At 66.0% G+C, this 18,894-nt stretch carries 18 protein-coding genes and 1 tRNA gene; 9 read left to right on the top strand and 10 right to left on the bottom strand.

Features of this window, described 5'->3' with window-relative positions:
• The first annotated feature begins 109 nt into the window (after window positions 1-109).
• Window positions 110-931, top strand: a complete 822-nt coding sequence (locus Q4S45_RS07185) for a FadR/GntR family transcriptional regulator (protein ID WP_305510475.1) — start codon at window positions 110-112, stop codon at window positions 929-931.
• Window positions 932-988: 57 nt separating this feature from the next.
• A tRNA-Arg gene (locus tag Q4S45_RS07180) sits at window positions 989-1,065 on the top strand.
• 79 nt (window positions 1,066-1,144) lie between these two features.
• Here the strand turns inward: Q4S45_RS07180 and Q4S45_RS07175 are convergent.
• The 6 genes from Q4S45_RS07175 to Q4S45_RS07150 all read right to left on the bottom strand — a co-directional run bounded on the left by Q4S45_RS07175 (window position 1,145) and on the right by Q4S45_RS07150 (window position 6,976).
• The gene (locus Q4S45_RS07175; protein ID WP_305510474.1) at window positions 1,145-1,327 is read right to left on the bottom strand and encodes a hypothetical protein; all 183 of its coding nucleotides are present in this window, start codon (window positions 1,325-1,327) and stop codon (window positions 1,145-1,147) included.
• On the bottom strand, window positions 1,327-2,016 hold the full coding sequence (locus Q4S45_RS07170; RefSeq protein ID WP_305510472.1) for a lipase family protein: 690 nt from the start codon (window positions 2,014-2,016) through the stop codon (window positions 1,327-1,329). Before Q4S45_RS07170 ends, Q4S45_RS07175 begins: the two co-directional genes overlap by 1 nt.
• Window positions 2,017-2,224: 208 nt before the next feature.
• Complete coding sequence (locus Q4S45_RS07165) at window positions 2,225-4,120, bottom strand: ATP-binding protein (protein WP_305510470.1); 1,896 nt, start codon at window positions 4,118-4,120, stop codon at window positions 2,225-2,227.
• Window position 4,121: 1 nt separating this feature from the next.
• Window positions 4,122-4,691: a YfiR family protein gene (locus Q4S45_RS07160; RefSeq protein WP_305510468.1), complete on the bottom strand. Its 570-nt coding sequence runs from the start codon at window positions 4,689-4,691 to the stop codon at window positions 4,122-4,124.
• The gene (locus Q4S45_RS07155; RefSeq protein ID WP_305510467.1) at window positions 4,688-6,607 is read right to left on the bottom strand and encodes a TonB-dependent siderophore receptor; all 1,920 of its coding nucleotides are present in this window, start codon (window positions 6,605-6,607) and stop codon (window positions 4,688-4,690) included. The genes Q4S45_RS07160 and Q4S45_RS07155 overlap by 4 nt, the downstream gene beginning before the upstream one ends.
• 138 nt (window positions 6,608-6,745) lie before the next feature.
• A complete protein-coding gene (locus Q4S45_RS07150) occupies window positions 6,746-6,976 on the bottom strand; it encodes a hypothetical protein (RefSeq protein WP_305510465.1) in 231 nt (76 codons plus the stop codon).
• Window positions 6,977-7,283: 307 nt separating this feature from the next.
• Here Q4S45_RS07150 and Q4S45_RS07145 point away from each other — a divergent pair, with 307 nt between their 5' ends.
• From Q4S45_RS07145 to Q4S45_RS07125, 5 genes are all read left to right on the top strand, one after another.
• Entirely contained in the window at window positions 7,284-7,724 is a 441-nt protein-coding gene (locus Q4S45_RS07145) for a hypothetical protein (protein WP_305510463.1), read from the top strand.
• 47 nt (window positions 7,725-7,771) lie between these two features.
• Entirely contained in the window at window positions 7,772-7,900 is a 129-nt protein-coding gene (locus Q4S45_RS07140) for a hypothetical protein (protein WP_305510461.1), read from the top strand.
• Between the two features lie 153 nt (window positions 7,901-8,053).
• Window positions 8,054-8,881 carry a response regulator gene (locus Q4S45_RS07135; protein ID WP_305510460.1) on the top strand — a complete coding sequence of 276 codons (828 nt, stop codon included), beginning with the start codon at window positions 8,054-8,056 and terminating at the stop codon, window positions 8,879-8,881.
• Between the two features lie 159 nt (window positions 8,882-9,040).
• On the top strand, window positions 9,041-11,827 hold the full coding sequence (locus Q4S45_RS07130; RefSeq protein ID WP_305510458.1) for an ATP-binding protein: 2,787 nt from the start codon (window positions 9,041-9,043) through the stop codon (window positions 11,825-11,827).
• Window positions 11,828-11,964: 137 nt separating this feature from the next.
• Window positions 11,965-12,942, top strand: coding sequence for a diguanylate cyclase domain-containing protein (locus Q4S45_RS07125; RefSeq protein ID WP_305510456.1), 978 nt, complete (start codon window positions 11,965-11,967; stop codon window positions 12,940-12,942).
• Window positions 12,943-13,077: 135 nt separating this feature from the next.
• Here the strand turns inward: Q4S45_RS07125 and Q4S45_RS07120 are convergent, their stop codons facing one another.
• Entirely contained in the window at window positions 13,078-13,479 is a 402-nt protein-coding gene (locus tag Q4S45_RS07120) for a hypothetical protein (RefSeq protein WP_308633171.1), read from the bottom strand.
• A gap of 287 nt (window positions 13,480-13,766) precedes the next feature.
• Between Q4S45_RS07120 and Q4S45_RS07115 the strand changes: the two genes are divergently transcribed.
• Window positions 13,767-15,389 (top strand): response regulator, encoded by a 1,623-nt coding sequence (locus Q4S45_RS07115; RefSeq protein ID WP_305510454.1) that lies wholly within the window; start codon window positions 13,767-13,769, stop codon window positions 15,387-15,389.
• A gap of 218 nt (window positions 15,390-15,607) precedes the next feature.
• Here Q4S45_RS07115 and Q4S45_RS07110 read toward each other — a convergent pair whose 3' ends face one another.
• Window positions 15,608-16,063: a hemerythrin domain-containing protein gene (locus tag Q4S45_RS07110; protein ID WP_305510452.1), complete on the bottom strand. Its 456-nt coding sequence runs from the start codon at window positions 16,061-16,063 to the stop codon at window positions 15,608-15,610.
• Between the two features lie 172 nt (window positions 16,064-16,235).
• Here Q4S45_RS07110 and Q4S45_RS07105 point away from each other — a divergent pair, with 172 nt between their 5' ends.
• Window positions 16,236-16,970 carry a sensor histidine kinase gene (locus Q4S45_RS07105; protein WP_305510450.1) on the top strand — a complete coding sequence of 245 codons (735 nt, stop codon included), beginning with the start codon at window positions 16,236-16,238 and terminating at the stop codon, window positions 16,968-16,970.
• On the opposite strand, the gene Q4S45_RS07100 is transcribed toward Q4S45_RS07105, so the two are convergent.
• Window positions 16,957-18,255: an NAD(P)/FAD-dependent oxidoreductase gene (locus Q4S45_RS07100; RefSeq protein ID WP_305510448.1), complete on the bottom strand. Its 1,299-nt coding sequence runs from the start codon at window positions 18,253-18,255 to the stop codon at window positions 16,957-16,959. The genes Q4S45_RS07105 and Q4S45_RS07100 overlap by 14 nt on opposite strands.
• A gap of 89 nt (window positions 18,256-18,344) precedes the next feature.
• Entirely contained in the window at window positions 18,345-18,863 is a 519-nt protein-coding gene (locus tag Q4S45_RS07095; protein WP_305510446.1) for a hypothetical protein, read from the bottom strand.
• Window positions 18,864-18,894: the final 31 nt, after the last annotated feature.

Genomic DNA, 18,894 nt, shown 5'->3' with positions numbered 1-18,894 from the left:
CGGTTGGCGAGTTGTATAAAAGCTGATTTGCTGTATATTATTTGTACGAAGTATGCGTGTCAAGCTGTATATTTGTATAATTCGCGGTGCATACGCAAAGGAAATAAAGATGGAACAACCGATGGACCTGCCCCCTGTTAGACCCGAACCGGACCGCATCGGTTTCGAAGCCGGCACGTTGGGCGCGCGCACTGCCGCCAGGCTGCTGGCCAAGATTCGCGAGGACGGGCTGGCCCCGGGCACGCGCCTGCCGTCCGAGCAGGCGATGTCCGAGCATTTCGGCGTCAGCCGCACCGTGTTGCGCGAGGCGATCGCCCAGCTCAAGGCCGACGGCATCCTCAGCAGCCGCAAAGGCAGTGGCACCTTCATCTGCGCCGAGGAGCCGCAGCCGTCCGCCGGCGAAGACGCGGCGACCGAGCAATCGGTGCAGTCGCTGCTGAACCTGATCGAGGTGCGCCGCGGCCTGGAATCGGAGACGGCGGCGCTGGCCGCGCTGCGCCGCACGCCGGGGCAACTGGCCGAGATCGAGCATGCGCTTCGCCGCATCGAGGAAGCGGTGGCCAGCGGCGTGAGCGGCGTCGAGGAAGACGTGCGCTTCCACCTGAGCATCGCCGAGGCCACCGGCAATCCTTACTGGGTCAAGTTCACCGAGATGTTCGCCCAGCCGACGCGCGCCGCGGTCAAGGTCACGCGCGCCAATGAAGCGCGGCGCGCGGACTTCTCCAACCAAGTGCGGCAGGAACACGAAAAGATCGTGCAGGCGATCGCCGCGGGCGACCCGGAGCTGGCGCGCAAGGCGGCGGCCGAGCACATGATGCATGCGGCCGAACGGGTGCGGCTGGCAGATCGTGATTTCTGGCGCGGCGAAGGCGGCGCGATGGCGCGCGGGCTGAATGACGCCCCGCCCGAAACGCCCGATCCCGCGGCTTGATCAACGCTTGCGACATGCTTGGCGTTTTGAAAAACCCCTGCTATAATCTTGTCTTTCGCGGCTGTAGCTCAGCTGGATAGAGTACTTGGCTACGAACCAAGGGGTCGTGGGTTCAATTCCTGCCAGCCGCACCATTATTCGTAAGACGAAGGGCCTGAAGAGAAATCTTCAGGCCCTTTTTCTTTGCCGGGATCGAATCCCTGGCGTTCCCGGCTAGATCAGGGCCCGGATGTAGTTGGCCGGGGCGTGATCGGCAAACTCGCGCAGCCGCACCTTGTCGATATCCAGGACATCGATCGTTGCAAACCACACGTGCCCCAATAACTTGTCTTGTTCGATGTTGCGAGGAGATGGCAGCAGCTGTTGCAACTTTCCGTCGCGGTCGATGTAGGTCATCAGCCCCACGTGCTTGTACCCCACCCCGCTTCCAACGGCACCAGCGTCACTCCATCGCAGCAATCGACGTAGCGCCGAACCGCGCGTCCCGCAAAGCTCGCGGCAAATTCCTCATTGCCTACCCGGGGCGACCCAAATGTAATGAGTTCGGCGTTTGGCACGCGCGCCGCGGCCAGCGTTGCCAGCGCCGCGCCGAGACTGTGCCCGGTAAAAACAGGCGGCTGCGGCGACGCATTCGCGGCGAGCCACTCCTGCACCTGTGGCCAGATCGATTGCAGCGCTTTCTCGAAGCCCCAGTGGACCATTCCCCGGTAACCCGCCACTGTCATGGGTATGCATTCTGCGTCATGGATTACATCGGTCAAATCGTCGGTCTGGGTACCGCGAAACGACACGAACCGCCTGGCGTCTTTCGCTTTGACCGCGAATGCCTGCGACCCTTCGCTGTTGAAGCAAGCGGGTTGGCCGAAGCCACCGGTTGCCAGGATCTGCGCTAGCCTCGCCTGCGCCGCAGCGTTTTTTTCAAAACGCGTGTACGCAAGCCGCGCCAGCTCGGCGCAAACGCAGTCGAGTGAAGGGTTCGCAACCAAGCCAAAAATGCTGGGGCCACGCTCGGGATGGTAGAGCGAATCGCGATGGGAATGGTATTGTTTGATGTACTGCAGCGGTTGCATCTCGTCGTCCGACATCGCCTCTCTCCCCAAACAGCAGGCCCGCGGAATGCGTCAGCCAGACCAGATGGTAATCAAGCGCTGCGGCGGCGGCTACCTGTTCAATCCGATTGGAAATGCATCATCGACTACTGATGCGTCATGCCTGCAATGCCTGTGGGTGCGGCGAAAATGGGGTCAGGTCCGCAGGACCAGACCCCGATAGATAACACGAGCGCCCTGTCTCTCAGGTACGCATCTTCTTCACGATGGCGCGGTTGCTGAGAATTTCCTCGATCTGCTCGAAGCGCACGGGCTTGACCATGTGGTGGTCGAACCCCGCCTCGAACGCCAGCTGGCGGTCCTTTTCCTGGCCCCAGCCCGTCACCGCAATCAGCAGCGTCATCGGCCCGCACGAGAGCTTGCGGATGCCGCGCGCCAGGTCGTAGCCGGACATCTGCGGCAGGCCGATGTCGAGGAAGGCGAAGTCGGGACAGAAGCGCGCGGCGGCCGTCAGCGCGTCCGGTCCGTTATGCGTGATGACCACGCTGTGCCCCATCGCCGAGAGCAGCGCGCCGATGCTGTTGACGAAGTCGACGTTGTCATCGGCCAGCAGGATGCGGTAGGTCTCGGCGCTGATGAAGGCGGCCGGCGTGGTCTTGGTCGGCAGTTCAGGCTCGACCACGATCGGCAGGCGCACCGTAAATTCGCTGCCGCGCCCGATCCCGCCGCTGCGCACTTCGATGGTGCCGTTGTGCAGTTCGGCCAGGCGCCGCGCCAGCGACAGGCCCACGCCCAGGCCGGCGTTGGTGCGCTCGAGCGTGGAGTCCACCTGCACGAACATCTCGAACACACTATTGAGCATGTCCGGCGCGATGCCGATGCCGTTGTCGGCCACGGTGACGATCAGGTTCTTGTCCTCGACCCGCGCCGACAGGCTCACGCGCCCGCCGCGGTTGGTGTACTTGGCCGCGTTATTGAGCAGGTTCGACAGGATCTGCGCCAGCCGCGTGGCGTCGCCGTTGAGGAACACCGGGCGGTCCGGCAGGTCGATCACCAGTTCGTGGCCGTGCAGCTCGATGTAGGAGCGCACCACTTCGAGCGCGTCGTTGACCACCGCCTTCAGTTCGACCCGGCCCATCTTGATGGCGAACTTGCCGGTGTTGATGCGCGAGACGTCGAGCAGGTCGTCGACCAGGCGCACCATCTGGCGCAGCTGGCGTTCCATGATGTCGGTGGCGCGCTGGGTGGCCTGGGCGTCGCCGCTGCGCAGGCGCAGGATGTCGAGGCCGGTGCGGATCGGCGCCAGCGGATTGCGCAGCTCGTGCGCCAGCGTCGCCAGGAATTCGTCCTTGCGGCGGTCGGCCACCAGCAGCGCCTGTTCGGCGCGGTGGCGCACCTGCATCTCGTGCTCGAGCGTCAGGTTCGCTTCCTGCAGCGCGTGCGAGCGGCGCCCGATCTCGGCCAGCATGTCGTTGAAGGCCGTGACCAGCACGCCGATCTCGCCGCTGTCGTTGCCCGGCACGCGCAAGGTGAAGTCGCGCCGCTGCATCACTTCGCGGGCGACGTTGGTGACCGCCAGCAGCGGCCGCGTGATGCTCTGCTGCAGGCGCGAGGCGACCAGCGCGGCGATCACCAGCGCGCCCAGCATCACGCCGCCGAGGATGGTGGCGTAGCTGATCAGGCGGTCGATCAGGCCGTAGCGCGAACGCAGGTAGACCGTGCCGAGCAGCTCGCCGTTTTCGACGATGTTGTGCACCACCACCAGTTCTCCGTGCTCGATGCGGTAGCCCGGCTTGCCCGGCTTGACCGGAAAGCTGAGGTCGGCCGACGACTGCTGCGCGTAGGAGGCGAAACGCGCGCCGGCGGCGGTGTAGACGGCGCCCGACAGGATCTGCGGGCGCACCCGCAGCACCGCCAGGTTCTGCTGCGCCGACTTGGCGTCGTTGAAGGCGAGCGCCGGCGCGGTGACGCTGGCGATGATGTCGGCCTGGGTGGTCAGGTCGTCGACCCAGTATTGCTGGAACGTGCGCAGGTCATACAGCAGCATGGCGATCGCGGCCGACATCAGAGCGACGAAGGTGGTCGACACCGCCATGATGATCAGTTTGCTGCGGACAGAGCCGGTATCGTGCGTCGGCATTTTATTGTGCTCCCTTGCTCACATGGTTCGCCACCGTCAGCAGGCGCGAACTCAGTTTGATGTTGTTCCTGTCGGCCGCGTCGAGCGACACATCGAAGCGCACGCGCTCCTCGACAATCTTGAAATTGATGATGCTGCCGGCCTGCAAGCCGGTGCCGCATTCGGTGACCAGCAGTACCGGCACGGCCGGCGCCTGGCGCAGCGTGCGGGCGGCGCGGGCGCAATCGGCGCCGGCCACGAACAGCAGCTGCACTGCCGCCACGCTGTCGCCGTCGCGGAACTGCCTGACGGCGATGGGCCGGCTGTTGATGCTGCGTCCGGCGACGATACGGCCCAGCTCGGCAGCCATGTCGTCCGACCCTGCCACGCCGATCACGATGGGCGCGGCCGGATCGCTGAAGGCGTTCGCCGGAAACTCAGTGTAACCCAGGAACTTGTAGATGAACGCCGCCTTGACACTGCGCTCGAGCGCCACCGCGCTGGGTTGCGCCTGCGCCAGGCAGGCGGCCAGCAGCGCCGCGCCCGGCAACAGGCGGCGCAGCAGGAACCAGAGTATGCGCGGCGCGTTCAAAATCGCAGCGCCAGTTTGACGGACACGGCGCGCTCGATCATCTGGCGCGTGCCGGCCGTGCCGAATTCGGCATGCGAACGGTGCAGCAGGTTATGGCCGGCCAGCGACAGTTCCAGGTCGCGCCGCGGCTGCCACGCGAGGCGCGCGTCGAGCTCGCTGTAGCCGGGCACCGCCGGGCGCGGCAGGCTGCCGACCGCGCGCAGCAGCAAGTCGGCCTGCAGGTCGTCGGCAAGGTCGTGCGACGAGCGCAGCGACCAGTAGTGCGACGGGTCGTTGGTGGCCAGGCCGGTGCCGCCCGAACTGTCCTGGCTGCCGGGCGCCAGGTGGGTGCGCACGTCCTGCAGCACCAGCCCGCCGGACAGGCGCCAGTCGTCGCGCACCTGCCAGCGGCTCCACATTTCCAGTCCGCGCGCATTGCCGCGGCCGAAGTTGCGGAACTGGGCGCCGCCGCCGGCGACCGGCTCGAGCGTGCGCAGGCGGTCGTAGTCGCTGTAGAACAGGGTCGCCGCGTACGAGAAGGCGCCGCCCTGCTGGCCGCGGTAGCCCAGTTCGGCCACGCGCGCGGTCTCGGCGTCGAACTGCGGGCCGCCGGCGATGGTGTAGCGCGGCGCGGCCGGCGTCGAATTGCGGGCATCGACCAGCCACAGGTCGCGGTCGATGCGCGACGGCGTGCGCACGGTGCGCGAGACGCCGGCCCACAGCAGCTGGCCGGCGCGCAGCTTCCACGCCAGGTGCACGTTGGGCAGCGCTTCCATGCCGGTGTAGGTGTTGTGCTCGAATTTCAGCCCCAACGTCAGGCGCAACGCCTCGTGCAGGCGGATCTCGTCCTGCGCGAACACGTTGCCCCAGTGCAGGGCGCGCTCGGCCGGCGAGAACTGCAGCAGCGGCCCTCCTTCGAGCCGGTCGCGGCTGTAGCGATAGCCGCCGCCCCAGACCAGCTGGTGCGCGGCGCCGAGGGCGGCGCCGTGCTGGACTTCGACGTCCACCGTGTCGAGCAGCTGGGCGCCGGTATTGTCCTGGTCGCGCTCGGTGTGGTCGAGGTAGGCCTGCAGGCGCAGGTCGGAACCGTCGGCCAGGCGGCTGTCGATCCGGCCGAGCAGGTTGGCGCCGGCGATGCGGGTGTCCGGACCGGCGCCCGAGCTCAGCGCGCCCTGGTAGGCGTCGCCGCTGACGGTCACGTCGTGCACGGGGCCGTCCCAGTCGGCGCGAAACCCCGCCTGCTGGCGCCGCCAGTCGTTGCGCCCCGGGGCCCCGGCTTCGCTGAACGTCTGGGCCGCATCGGTGTGCCTGGCGTACACGCGGTAGTGGCCGCCATTGGAGAGCGGCAGGCCGTAGCGCGCAGTCGCCGAGCGGAGCCTGGCGCCAGCACTAACCGCCACCAGGCCGCCCTGCGTGTCGGCCGCGGGGCGCGTGATGATGTTGATCACGCCGTTGACGGCGTTGGCGCCCCAGATCGTCGCGCCCGGGCCGCTGATCACTTCGATACGCTCGATGTCCTCCATCGCCACGTCCTGGGCGTCCCAGAACACGCCGGAAAACAGCGGCGAATAGACGCTGCGCCCGTCGATCAGGACCAGCAGCTTGTTTTCCAGGTTCGAACTGAAGCCGCGCGCGGTGATCGCGTAATTGCGCGCATCGCTTTGCGCCACCTGCAGGTTCGGCGCCAGGCGCAGTGCTTCAGGCAGCGTGGCGGCGCCGGCGCGGCGGATGTCGGCCGCGCTGATCAGGTAGATCGAGGCCGGCGCGTCGGCAAGCCGGGTTTCCTGGCGCGACACGGAGGTGACGACGATGTCGGCCAGCTGTTCAAGCGAATAGTCCACCAGCGAGGCGCCCGCCTGCCCTGCCGCACCGGCGTCGCAAGCCAACGCGGTCAGCGAAAGGGCGACAACAGTGAGTGGAAGTGGCAGTTTTAGCATGGTTTCAATGGTAAAACACTTTCAATGAAGCAGACAGGGGCACACGGTTGATTGAGTAAAAGGCAAGCGAGCGCGGACGCCATCATAACTTGCCTGAAGGACATTAGGCGGGATTTCGCCTGCGGTGCGGAGGGTTGGCTAGTCGAATCCGTATTCGGCGGCGGCCTTGGCGGCCCACAGCGCCTCGTTGTAGGCAGGATAAGGGCGATCGTAGCTGTCCACGGCGCCGTCGCGGCCGATGAAGTGGGTCCACCAGCCGTCCGCACGGGCGACGATGGCGATGTCGCCCGGACCGCAGTGATCGGCGATCGGTTCGTCCGCATCGAGCAGGACGATATTGACATTGCGATGCTGGACGACGGTGGCCATCGGTTCCGATCAAATAGCGCCTGGGCGGCGACAGGCAATCATGACGAAAACGCCAGTATCCTGCAAACATTCGCGAACCCGATAACTGTCATCACGAATGAAAATTGGCGATTTTTGGCGCAATGCAACAAACTACGCCTGTCTCCTCTATTCTCCTCCAAGAAAATAGATTCAGCCCGCTCCCGTAGCGGGCTTTTTTTTGTCCGCAATGTCGCAAGCCAGTGCGCACGAATGAGCGATCACAAGGTTCGTCGCCCTCGCTCCACATATCGTTGAGCCAAAAAATGACGATTACTATGGGGGACCCGTGACTGACTGGCATCTGGTGCACTTGTTCGTCCCCACACTTCTTCCTTTGCTTTTTCTGGGTCTGCTGCGCCTTTTCCCGTTGCATAAGGTTGAAAGAGCACGGGCCAACCCGCTGGTGGCAGTCAAGGATGGTCAACTATCGTGGGCGGGACTCGGGATGTGCGTAAACGCGCTTTATGAACTCCGACACCCCGTCGTGGGAGCCGCCTTCTCGGAACTGTGGAGCGCGAACACATTCTGGATTGCGGTCGCGCTGCTGGTTTTTCATGCATTGATTGCCGCTACGGGGCCTGTCTTTCCAACGCGGAAGTTTGGATCCGGAGGACTTTGCCATACGATTCGCCATTACCGCGTTTTGGTTGCGTCCGCTTCGCTCACCTTTGGAGCTGCATGGCTCTACGCAGACATTCACTTCACCACACAGATCCACGCCGGTTAGCAAGAGGAGTAACATGGAACGCAGGATAAGTGGTTATGGAGTACATCATGACCGAATGGGTAAGTAAATTTCTGCAGAATGAGGAACGCAGCCGAAACTTGATCGCGTCGATCGGGTTTTGGGGCGGTGTTATCTTGTCGGTGCTGGCCATCCTTAATACTTTTCTCGCTAAGTAAAGTCCCCTCGCCTCGCACCTGCGATAGAACGCGCGGTCGTCGGAGATCGCCTGGTTTGCACTGAAGACCGATACAACCCGCGTCCGCGTCCGGACCTGCGGGCGACTATCACTTTGGTGTACGATGTGCGCTTTTCCGGCCGGCCAGAGCGATATGATGATTGAAGCACCCAAGTTTTCCGGCGTCGCCGGCGATATCGACTGGTCGCGCAGCGCGCTGGGCGAGCCGGCGCAATGGCCGCACGCGCTGCGGCTGACGCTCGACATCGTGCTCAACTCCCCGTTTCCGATGCTGTTGTGCTGGGGCCCCCAGCGCATCGTCGTGTTCAACGACGCCTACGCCGCCTTCGCCGGCCCGTCGCATCCGTCCGCCCCTGGCGCCAAGGTGCCGCCGATGCTGCCGGCGCCGCTCGAAGCGGCGTACGACGCTTTCGAGCAGGCGCTGGCCGGCCACACCGCGCAGGCGGCGCGCAAGACCGTCTCCTTCATCATTCCCGGCGGCCCGCAAACGCGCGACTGCGACCTGCATTTCACCCCGGTCCGCGACGAACGCCAGCAGGTGCTCGGCGTGCTGTGCTCCCTGGCCCCGGCCACTCAGCCCGCTGCCGAAAGCGCCGTGCCCGCGGCCGGCCTGCGCATCCTGGTGGTGGAAGACAACCTCGACTCGCAGTACCTGGTGTGCGAAATGCTGCGCGCCTTCGGCCACGACAACGACGGCGTCGCGCACGCCGAGGGCGCGCTGGAAAAGCTCGCCGCGGGAAACTACAACGTGCTGTTTACCGACGTCAGCCTGCCCGGCATGTCGGGCGTCGAGCTGGCGCGCCGTGCGCTGCAGGCCAATCCGGCACTGAAAGTCATCTTCGCCTCGGGCTACGGCGACGCCCTCCTGCGCCAGGTCGAATTCCCCCACAAGTCGCTGCAAAAGCCCTACGAAATCGAGCAGCTGCAAAAGGTCCTGGCCGAGGTCGGCGCAACAGTGTGAATACCAGCGCCATGTGTGCGCTAGAATCGTCCCTCATCGAAGCATGGCGCCCGCTGGCGCCCGCAGCACGAACATGACGATCGCGACGCATTACATGAGCAATCCACCACGGCCGCCTGGCGCCGCGTACCGCCGCACGGTTCACACCGGGCGCCCCCAATGACCGGCGACGGCGCAGACCGCGCGCGCATGGACGGCATGCTGGAACACCTGGCCGACGCATTCTGCGCGGTCGATCCCGCCGGCCGCATCACCTGCCTCAATCGCAGCGCGGCGGACTTGCTTGCCGCTCCCGGCATGGCGCGCGCGGACCTCGAAGGCCGCGTGCTGTGGGACCTGCCCGACCTGGAAGCATGCCATATCGGGCCGCCGCTTTCCCCCGCCACCGAATTTTTCCACGTCCGCCTGGAGCGCTGGTTCGAACTGCGCTGCTCGCCCTCGCCCGACGGGACGGCCTGCCTCTTCCTCGACATCACCGCGCGCAAGGCTGGCGAACAGGCGATCGTCGCCGCCAGCACGCGCCTGCACGTGGCGCTCGAAGCCGGGCGCCTCGGCGACTGGCGCTGGGATGCACGCACCGACCGCTTCACGCTGGGCGCTCGCGCGGCCGAACTGTTCGGGCTCGAGCCGGAAACGCCGCTGGCTTGGGACCAGCTGCGCGAGCGCCTGCACGGCGCCGACCGCGACATGGTGCGCGACCAGTTCCGCCACGCGATGGCGCACCGCGAGGACCTGGACGTCGAATTCCGCGTCGATGCCGCCGGCGGCCCGCCGCGCTGGATCTCGGTGGTGGGCCGCGCCGATTACGCCGACCGCGACCGCCAGCGCAGCGTGCTGGGCATGACCGGCGTGGTGCAGGACATCAGCGCCCGCAAGAACGCCGAGGACACGCTGCGCGAAAGCGAAGAAGTGCTGCGCGCGCTGGCCAACTCGATCCCGCAGCTGGCATGGATGGCGGTGGCCGACGGCCATATCGTCTGGTACAACGAGCGCTGGTACGAGTACACCGGCACCACGCCCGAGCAGATGGCGGGCTGGGACTGGCAATCGGTGCACGACCCCGAAGTGCTGCCGCTGGTGCGCCAGCGCTGGAAGGAGTCGATCCGCACCGGCAATCCGTTCGACATGGAGTTCCCGATCCGCGGCGCCGACGGCCAGTTCCGCTGGTTCCTCACGCGCGTGAACGCGGTGCGCGACCGCCAGGGCAATGTGGTGCGCTGGTTCGGCACCAATACCGACGTCGACCAGGACAAGCGCGTGCAGCAGGCGCTGCGCGACGAGTCGAACGTGCTGGAACTTCTCAACAGCACCGGCAGCGCACTGGCGCGCCAGCGCGACCTGCGCTCGCTGCTGCAGACCGTCGCCGACGCCGCCACCGGCATCAGCGGCGCGCGCTTCGGCGCCTTCGTCTACAACGGCGCCGACAGCGCCGGCGAGCCGTTCACGCTGACCGCGCTGGCCGGCGCGGCGACCGACGAATTCGCGCAGTTCGCCGGCGCCGCCGCGCAGTCCGATGGCGTGGTCCGCTGGGGCGACAACGGCGGCGACAGCGCGCAACGCAGCTTCCTCGAAGTGCCCGTGGTGTCGCGTTCGGGCGAGGTGCTCGGGCGCCTGCTGTTCGGCCATCCGGAACCGGGCGTGTTCACCGAACGCACCGAGCGCATCGTCGGCGGCATCGCGGCGCAGGCCGCGGTGGCCATCGACAACACCCGCCTGTACGAGGCGGCCCGGCGCGCCGCCGAAGAGCGCAAGGAGCTGCTCGAGAGCGAGCGGCTGGCGCGCGCCGAGGCCGAGCGCACCAGCCAGATGAAGGACGAATTTCTCGCCACGCTGTCGCACGAACTGCGCACCCCGCTGTCGGCGATCCTCGGCTGGGCCCAGGTCCTGCGGCGCGGCACGCGCGACGCGGCCGACCTCCAGCGCGGCCTGCAGACCATCGAGCGCAACGCGCGCGCCCAGGCCCAGCTGATCGAAGACCTGCTCGACATGAGCCGCATCACTTCCGGCAAGGTCATGCTCGACATCCAGACCCTGGCGCCGTCGGTGTTCGTCGACGCCGCCATCGAAACGCTGCGCCCGGCCGCGGAAGCGAAGAACATTCGGCTGGAGAAGGACTACGATCCCGCCACCGGCATGATCGCCGGCGACCCGGCGCGGCTGCAGCAGGTGGTGTGGAACCTGCTGTCGAACGCGATCAAGTTCACGCCGCGCGACGGCCTGGTGCGCCTCGGCCTGCGCCCGGCCGGCGGCAACGTCGAAATCTCGGTGGCCGACAGCGGCGCCGGCATCGCCCCCGAATTCATCACCCACGTGTTCGAGCGCTTCCGTCAAGGCGACTCCTCGACAACGCGCCAGCACGGCGGCCTGGGGCTCGGGCTGTCGATCGTCAAGCACCTGATCGAGCAGCATGGCGGCACGGTGCGGGTCGAAAGCGGCGGGGCCGAATGCGGCGCGACCTTCACGGTCGAACTGCCGGCGGCGTCCGCGCAGGTGCTGGCGGCGCGCGCCGACCGCGCCCCCTACAGCCCTCCTTCCCCGCTCACGCCCGACATCGTGGTGCGCGACCTGTCGAACCTGAAAGTGCTGGTGGTGGACGACGAGGCCGACGCGCGCGACCTGATCAAGCGCATCCTGTCGGACTGCCACGCCAGCGTCACCACCGCGCCCAACGCGCGCGCCGCGCTCGAGGCCTTCCGCGCCGCGCCGCCGGACGTGATGATCAGCGACCTGGGCATGCCCGAAATGGACGGCTTCGGGCTGCTGGCCGAGGTGCGCGCGCTGGCGGGCGGCGCCGCCGTGCCGGCCATCGCGCTGACCGCGTTCGCCCGTTCCGAGGACCGCCTGCGCGCCCTCGAAGCGGGCTTTGCGGCGCACATTTCCAAGCCGGTCGAGCCGAGCCAGCTGATCGCCACCGTGGCCGACATCAGCGGCCGGCCGCAACGCTGAGCAACTCCTACCGTACTACGAGTCACTGTCCTACAAGAAACAAACCGAAGTTTGCTACACTGTTGAGAGATACCCGGCATGTCACATAACCGTTATGCCGCATGGGTAAAGAATTTGCTCCTTGACCGAGATCCCGCATGCCGAGCCGAGAAGATATCCTAAACGCAAAAATTTTAGTGGTGGACGACTCCCCCGACAATATCGAACTGATGGAAGAGATATTGCGGGCGGAAGGCTACACCAGCGTCAGCTCGACCATGCTGCCGGAACAGGTGTGCCCGCTGCATCGGCAACACAACTACGACCTGATCCTGCTCGACCTGCAAATGCCCGGCCTGAACGGCTTCCAGGTGATGAAGGGCCTCAAGGAGATCGAGCACGGCGGCTACCTGCCGGTGCTGGCCCTGACCGCCCAGCCGAGTTTCAAGATCGCCGCCCTCGAGGCCGGCGCGCGCGACTTCATCAGCAAGCCGTTCGACCTGCTCGAAGTGCACAAGCGCATCCACAACATGCTCGAAGTGCGCCTGCTGTACCGCGAGCTGGCCCAGTACAGCCGCGCCCAGCAGGAACTGGCGCTGCACGACGCGCTGACCGGGCTGCCGAACCGGCGCCTGCTGGAAGACCGCATCGCCACCACCTTGCAGCACGCCAGCCGCAATCATCACAAGGCGGCCATCATGTACATCGACCTGGACGGCTTCAAGGCGATCAACGACACCTACGGCCATGCTTACGGCGACGAAGTGCTGAAGACGATTTCCAAGCGCCTGCTCGAATGCTCGCGCAAGGAAGACACGGTGGCGCGCCTGGGCGGCGACGAATTCATGGTGGTGCTGGGCGAAGTGTCGGGACTGGCCGACGCGCACGGGCCAGCGGCCAAGCTGGTCGAGGCGGTGTCCGAGCCGATCTTCATTAACGACCTCACCTTGCAGCTGTCGACCAGCATCGGCATCAGCATCTACCCTGACGATGCCGAGACCGTCGATGCGCTGATCAGCATTGCCGACTACGCGCTGTACGAAGCCAAGCGCGGCGGCAAGAACCGCTTCTGCGCGACGTCGGCGCAGCCGGCGGCGAAGGTAGCGATGCCGGCCGAACTGGTGCCGCGGACTTGATCGGGGTTGCGGTCTGGTCCGGCGGACCTGACCCCGTTCCTGTCGCAGGCTGATGTCCCGCCGCGAATCCTGCGATGGCCTCGGCCCAATGCGAAAAAGCCAGCTTCGCAGCTGGCTTTTTCGTGTCGCGTCGCTTTACTTGGCCGCCTTGGCATTGACGGCGAACTTCGCCGCATCCTGGTGATCGGTGGCCGCGTCCACTTTTTCGGGCGGCACTTCAATCCGGGTAATGCCCGCATCGACCGAAATCGGGTCGCTCGCCGGGAAAGTCATTTCAACCGCTTCGTCAAGCAGAGTCTCCTTGGCCTTTTGCTCCGTGGTGTCGGTTTCTTCTTCGGCCAGCGTCTTGATCGCGCAGGCCCACTTGACGAAGCGCAGGTCGGCCAGCTCGCCGATGGTGTTCACGCCAAACGCCTTGCTCATCGCGCGCGCGTCGTCCGGACTGACCCCGCGCAGCGCGCTGATGGGCGCCTCGACCAGCTCGCGGAAGCATTGGGTCTTGAATTTGTCGTCTACGATCGTTTCGATATTCATCATCTGTCCTTTCAGGTGGGAAGCCGGTTCGCCATTCGCGGGCAAACTGGACACAATGGAACTATGTCACAGCGCCTTGCGAGGGTATGTGCGGCACCGAACAATCCGCACAGTTAGAACCAATAGTGCCTTGCATTTTGACAGCGCCCCGGACCGGGACTATCATGGCTGACACCGCCTGTCTTTCCGGTATGTACGAAACGTGCGTGCTGGCAATACAGTTTCTGCTATCCTGTCCGTCGGGCTTTGCAATGGCCCCAACTACCTAGATCCCGTAGCGCAGGAATGACGTGCCTAAAACAGAAAAACCGAAAATCCTGGTCGTCAACGACGACGCGGCAAGCCTGCTGGCACTGACCAGCCTGCTTGACCAATGGGCCGCGCAGACCAACTACGAGGTCATGACCGCCCGTTCGGGCCAGGAAGCGCTGCGCCAGGTCCTGCTGCACGATTTCGCCGTGATCCTGCTCGACGTGAACATGCCCGGCATGGACGGCTTCGAGACGGCCGAGGCGATCCACCAGCGCGCTCGCTCGGCCGACATCCCGATCATCTTCGTGACCGCCTTCCTGGCCGACGAGATCGACCGCGTCAAGGCCTACCAGCGCGGCGCCGCCGATTTCCTGTTCACCCCCGTGATCCCGCAGATCCTGCACGCCAAGGTGTCGGTGTTCGTGGCATTGGCGATGAAGAACGAGGAATTGCGGCGCCAGACCCAGAAGCTGAGCCAGCGCACCACCGAGCTGACCGCCACCAACAAGCGCCTGACGCGCGAGATGGAAGAGCGCCAGGCGGCCGAGCGCAAGAACCACGCGAAGGACGAATTTTTGGCCATGCTGGGCCACGAACTGCGCAACCCGCTGTCGGCCATCAGCAGCGCCGCCTCGCTGATCGGCCTGGCCGGCGCCGGGCCCGAGGTGGTCAACCGCGCCAAGATGATCATCCAGCGCCAGAGCCAGCACCTGTCGCGCATCGTCGACGACCTGCTCGACCTGTCGCGCGCCATGTCCGGCAAGATCCTGCTGGCGCGCCAGCCGCTGGAGATGTCGGCGCTGGTGTCGGCCTGCCTCGACACCTTCAAGGCCACCGGCCGCACCGGCAACTACACGATCGATACCGACATGCAGCCGGGCTGGGTCGACGGCGACCCGACGCGTCTCGAGCAGATCGCGACCAACCTGATCGACAATGCGCTCAAGTACACGCCGCACGGCGGCAGCATCCACATCTCGATGCGCGACGACGACCACCACAACCAGGTGCTGCTGACGGTGCGCGACACCGGCGTTGGCATCGCGCCCGATCTGCTGCCGCACGTGTTCGACGTGTTCGTGCAGGGGTCGATCACGATCGACCGCTCGCAGGGCGGACTGGGCATCGGCCTGGCGCTGGTGCGCCGGCTGGTCGAGCTGCATGGCGGCAGCGTCAGCGCCGACAGCAACGGCGCCGGCGAAGGCAGCACCTTCACGATCCGCCTGCCGCGCACCACGGCGGTCGCGGCCAGCGTGCCGCACGCGGCGCAAGCTGTGGATGCGGGCAAGCCGACGGTGCTGCTGATCGAGGATAACGAGGACGGCCGCGAAATGATGGCGACCATGCTCGACGCCTACGGCTACTCGGTGCAACAGGCCGCCGATGGCGTACAAGGCGTGCAGATGGCGCATGCCGGCGCGCCGGACGTCGCGCTGGTCGACATCGGCCTGCCGGGGATCGACGGCTACGAAGTGGCCCGCCGCCTGCGCGGCAGCGACACCACGCGCCATATCAGGCTGATCGCCCTGACCGGCTACGGCCTGGCGGACGACCAGCGGCGCGTGCTCGAAGCGGGCTTCGACGTGCACCTGGTCAAGCCGGTGGACATCAACCACCTGCTCGCGGCGATCGGCTGCGGGCACGAAGTCGCCGCTAAATAAGGTATGGGGTCTGGTCCTGCGGACCTGACCCCATGTTGAGAATCCCGCCGGCGCCACCACACCGGTGACCAAAAAAAAGCTTGTTCCGAACCTGTGTGGCGAAATCGAAATGGGGTCAGGTCCGCAGGACCAGACCCCGATCCTGCGAGCCGCGCCAATTTTTTCACCTTCACTGGACGGCATCAGGGCCGGTCCGCAGGACCAGACCCCGCCCTACATCACATCGTCGCGGCCAGTTCGTCCTTGCGCGCGGCCATCTCGGCGCCCAGCGCAGCCAGGTCCAGCTTGGCCTTCTTCGCTTTCGGGAACATCTCGCCCTCTTCCTCGCCGACGTGGTGATCGATCTGCTCGCCCAGCACCTTGACCTTGGCGTCGTACAGTTCATCTTCCGGATCCATTTCCTGGATCTGGGCGATCAGGTCCTTGGCGCCGGCGTGCTCGACCAGCGCTTCGTCGAGCAGGTCGGCGGCTTCCTTGCTGGCCGCGCGCAATGCCGGATAGAAGATTTCTTCCTCGATCGTTGCATGCAGGGTCAGCGCGGTACAGATCTTGTCGGCCAGCTTCTTCTTGCTGGCGTTGGCGCGGTCGCCCAGACCGTCGTATTCCTCGAACATCGTCTTCACTTCCTTGTGGTCGGCGGTCAGCATCGCAATGGCGTCAGTCGGCTTATTCATGGGGTCCCCTATTTTCGGTTGGAAATAATGGCGAAAATGCCATGGCCCAATGATGGCATTCAACCCACCGGGCGACTGTTCGACACCTAACCGATGCCGCCGTCACGACCATGGCGACACCCCCGCGTGCACCTGTTGTATGATCTTGGAAACTTTTTCACAGGCTTCCCCAATGACCGCACCGGCAGTCCCACCTTCAGACACGCCACCGGATCGCCTCGCGGCGGCGCGCACCGACGACCTGCGCGAACTGCTCGGCCACCTGACCACCAGCTGGGACGACGACCGGCGCCTGCTGGCGCGCAAGCTGCACGACACCATCGGTTCGTCGATGACGGCGCTGACCATGCACCTGCACCTGTTGAACGCGCAGCTGCCCAAGGAGCAGGCCCTGCTCGACCGGACCGCGCAGATGAAGCAGCTGCTGCAGACCCTGATCACCACCAACCGCGAGATGCAGGTGGCGCTATGGAACGACAAGCTGGAATTCCTCGGCCTGCGCGCGGCGATCAGCGAGGCGGTCGACCAATTCCGCGAGCAGCACGGACTGGTCACGCGAGTCAGCCTGCCGGAGCACGACACCAGCTACCCGCGCCTGCAGGGCGTGGCCTTGCTGCGCTGCCTGGAAGAAGGCTTGCGCAATATCGCCGCGCACGCGCACGCCACCGAAGTCGATGTGATCCTCGACGACGACGGCGACCAGGTGACGCTGACGGTACGCGACAACGGCGTGGGCATCGATGCTTCCGTGCTGGCGGCCGCCGACCGCCACGGCCTGCGCGCCTTGCGTGAACGGGCCGCCTACCTGGGCGGGCGCCTGACCGCGGCGCCTGCGCCGCACGGCACCGTGCTGACCCTGACCCTGCCCCGCGACGACGCAGCCGGCGGCGCGCTCAGTGCAGCTTGACCAGCGGCGTGGTGCGCCGGATCAGGAAGCGCGCCAGCGCCAGCAGGCCGGTGCGCATCGTCCCCAGCACCGCGCGGTGATGCATCAAGTGCAGGCTCACATACATCATGCGGGCCAGGAAGCCCTCGACGAACCAGTTGAATCCCCGTAGCGCGCCCATCAGGCTGCCGACCGAGGTGGTGCTGCCCACCGATACCAGCGAACCGTAATCCGTATAGGCGTATCCCTGGCGCTGCTCCGGCTTGCCCGCCGCCTGCAACAGGAACGAGCGGCGCAGGTAGTCGGCCTGCTGGTGCGCAGCCTGTGCACGCGGCGGCACCGGCTTGCCGTTGCGGTCCACGCAGGCCGCGCAATCGCCCAGGGCGTAAATGTGCTCGCTGCCCTTCACGCGCAGCCGCTCGTCCACTTCGAGCTGGCCGCCGCGGTTGGTCGCCAGCCCTAGGTCCGACAGCAGCTGCGGCGCGCGGATGCCGGCGGCCCACACGCACAGGTCGGCGCGGTAGGCGTTGCCGGCGGCGTCCTGCACCCTGCCCGGCTCGATCGAGGTCACCTTGCACTCGGTGACCACCCGAATCGCGCGCTCCTTCAGCAAGGCCAGCGCCGCCTGCGACACGCGCTCCGGCAGCGGCGCCAGGATGCGCGGCGCACCTTCGAGCAGCGTGATGTGGACGTCGCGCAGCGCCTCCAGGTGGTCGAAGCCGTAGCTGGCGTACACCCCGCTCGCCTCGCGCAGTTCCGCCGCCAGCTCGACGCCGGTCGCCCCGCCACCGATGATGACGATGTCGATCGCCGCGGGCTTGCCGTCGCTCTTGTCCTGGTCTGCCATCGCCAGCAGGCGCAGGAGCCTGAGGCGAAAGCGCTCGGCGTCCTCGGTGGCGTTCAGGGAGATCGTGTGTTCGGGCGCGCCCGGCACGCCGAAGTAGTTCGAGGTGCTGCCGATCGCCAGCACCAGCGAAGCGTAGTCGATGCTGCGGGCCGGCAGGACTTCCTCGCCGCCGGCGGTGTCGACCGCGCCCACCCGCAAGCGGCGCCGGTCCGCATCGAGCCCTTCGAGCGCGCCGTAGACGAAGGTGAAGCCGTTGTCGTGCGCGAGCATCTGGTAGGACAGGCCCTCCTGATGGATATCGAGGGTGCCGGCGGCGACTTCGTGCAGCGACGGTTTCCAGATGTGATACAGGCGGCTGTCGATCAGCATCACCTTCGAGGGCCCCAGCTTGCGCCCCAGTTTGCAGGCCAGCTCCAGCCCGCCCGCGCCACCTCCGACCACCACGATTTCGCTGCGCAATCGACTCTCCCGAAAAAGAAAATGGCGTGTTCGAAGTTATCGAACACGCCATAGTCTACTATGCGGCGCGAATCGCCGTGCGCGGCGGCTTAGTCGCCGTGCTTGCCGTGGCCGTGGCCGTTGCCGTGACCGTTGCCGTGGCCATGGCCGTTGCCGTGACCGCGGTCGTCGTCGCGGTCGTCGCGCTCGTGGCGGTCATGGCGCTCGTAGTCGCGGTTATCGCGGTAGAAGTTCTCGCGCACCACGACCGGACGCGGCGCCTCGCGGTAGTGCTGTTCACGGTAGCGCGGAGCGTAGGTGTTGTTGTACCAGCCGTCCTGTACGAAGAACACCTGCTGGCCGCAGGCGTTGTACTGGTAGCAGTGCTTGTTCCAGTGCTTGCGGTGGCCTTCCGGCACGCGCAGGTAGACCGGGGCGCCGACGTAGCGCACCTGGCGCTCGACGATGACGGGCTGGGTGTAATAGACCGGCGGCGGCGGGAAGCCGCCGATGTTGAGCTGGCCATAGAAGCCCGGCTGGCCGACGTTGATGTTGACGCTGGTCTGGGCCATTGCGGGTGCTGCGGCGGCGGCCGCGAAGATGGTGGCGGCGATGATCAGGCTTTTCATGTTGAACCTCTTGTCGTTATGTGTGCGATGA

The sequence above is a fragment of the Massilia sp. R2A-15 genome (assembly GCF_030704305.1).
Taxonomy (GTDB): domain Bacteria; phylum Pseudomonadota; class Gammaproteobacteria; order Burkholderiales; family Burkholderiaceae_D; genus JAFCUW01.
Note: the sequence above shows the minus strand (reverse complement) of the source record. Positions and strands in the feature narration are given on the sequence as shown.

Coding starts and splice junctions, on each gene's coding strand:
- Q4S45_RS07170 (WP_305510472.1), bottom strand. CDS start 2,016: ATGTCGGACGACGAGATGCAACCGCTGCAGTACATCAAACAATACCAT.
- Q4S45_RS07125 (WP_305510456.1), top strand. CDS start 11,965: ATGCCGAGCCGAGAAGATATCCTAAACGCAAAAATTTTAGTGGTGGAC.
- Q4S45_RS07175 (WP_305510474.1), bottom strand. CDS start 1,327: ATGACCTACATCGACCGCGACGGAAAGTTGCAACAGCTGCTGCCATCT.
- Q4S45_RS07185 (WP_305510475.1), top strand. CDS start 110: ATGGAACAACCGATGGACCTGCCCCCTGTTAGACCCGAACCGGACCGC.
- Q4S45_RS07105 (WP_305510450.1), top strand. CDS start 16,236: ATGACCGCACCGGCAGTCCCACCTTCAGACACGCCACCGGATCGCCTC.
- Q4S45_RS07120 (WP_308633171.1), bottom strand. CDS start 13,479: ATGATGAATATCGAAACGATCGTAGACGACAAATTCAAGACCCAATGC.
- Q4S45_RS07165 (WP_305510470.1), bottom strand. CDS start 4,120: ATGCCGACGCACGATACCGGCTCTGTCCGCAGCAAACTGATCATCATG.
- Q4S45_RS07095 (WP_305510446.1), bottom strand. CDS start 18,863: ATGAAAAGCCTGATCATCGCCGCCACCATCTTCGCGGCCGCCGCCGCA.
- Q4S45_RS07155 (WP_305510467.1), bottom strand. CDS start 6,607: ATGCTAAAACTGCCACTTCCACTCACTGTTGTCGCCCTTTCGCTGACC.
- Q4S45_RS07130 (WP_305510458.1), top strand. CDS start 9,041: ATGACCGGCGACGGCGCAGACCGCGCGCGCATGGACGGCATGCTGGAA.
- Q4S45_RS07140 (WP_305510461.1), top strand. CDS start 7,772: ATGACCGAATGGGTAAGTAAATTTCTGCAGAATGAGGAACGCAGCCGA.
- Q4S45_RS07135 (WP_305510460.1), top strand. CDS start 8,054: ATGATGATTGAAGCACCCAAGTTTTCCGGCGTCGCCGGCGATATCGAC.
- Q4S45_RS07150 (WP_305510465.1), bottom strand. CDS start 6,976: ATGGCCACCGTCGTCCAGCATCGCAATGTCAATATCGTCCTGCTCGAT.
- Q4S45_RS07110 (WP_305510452.1), bottom strand. CDS start 16,063: ATGAATAAGCCGACTGACGCCATTGCGATGCTGACCGCCGACCACAAG.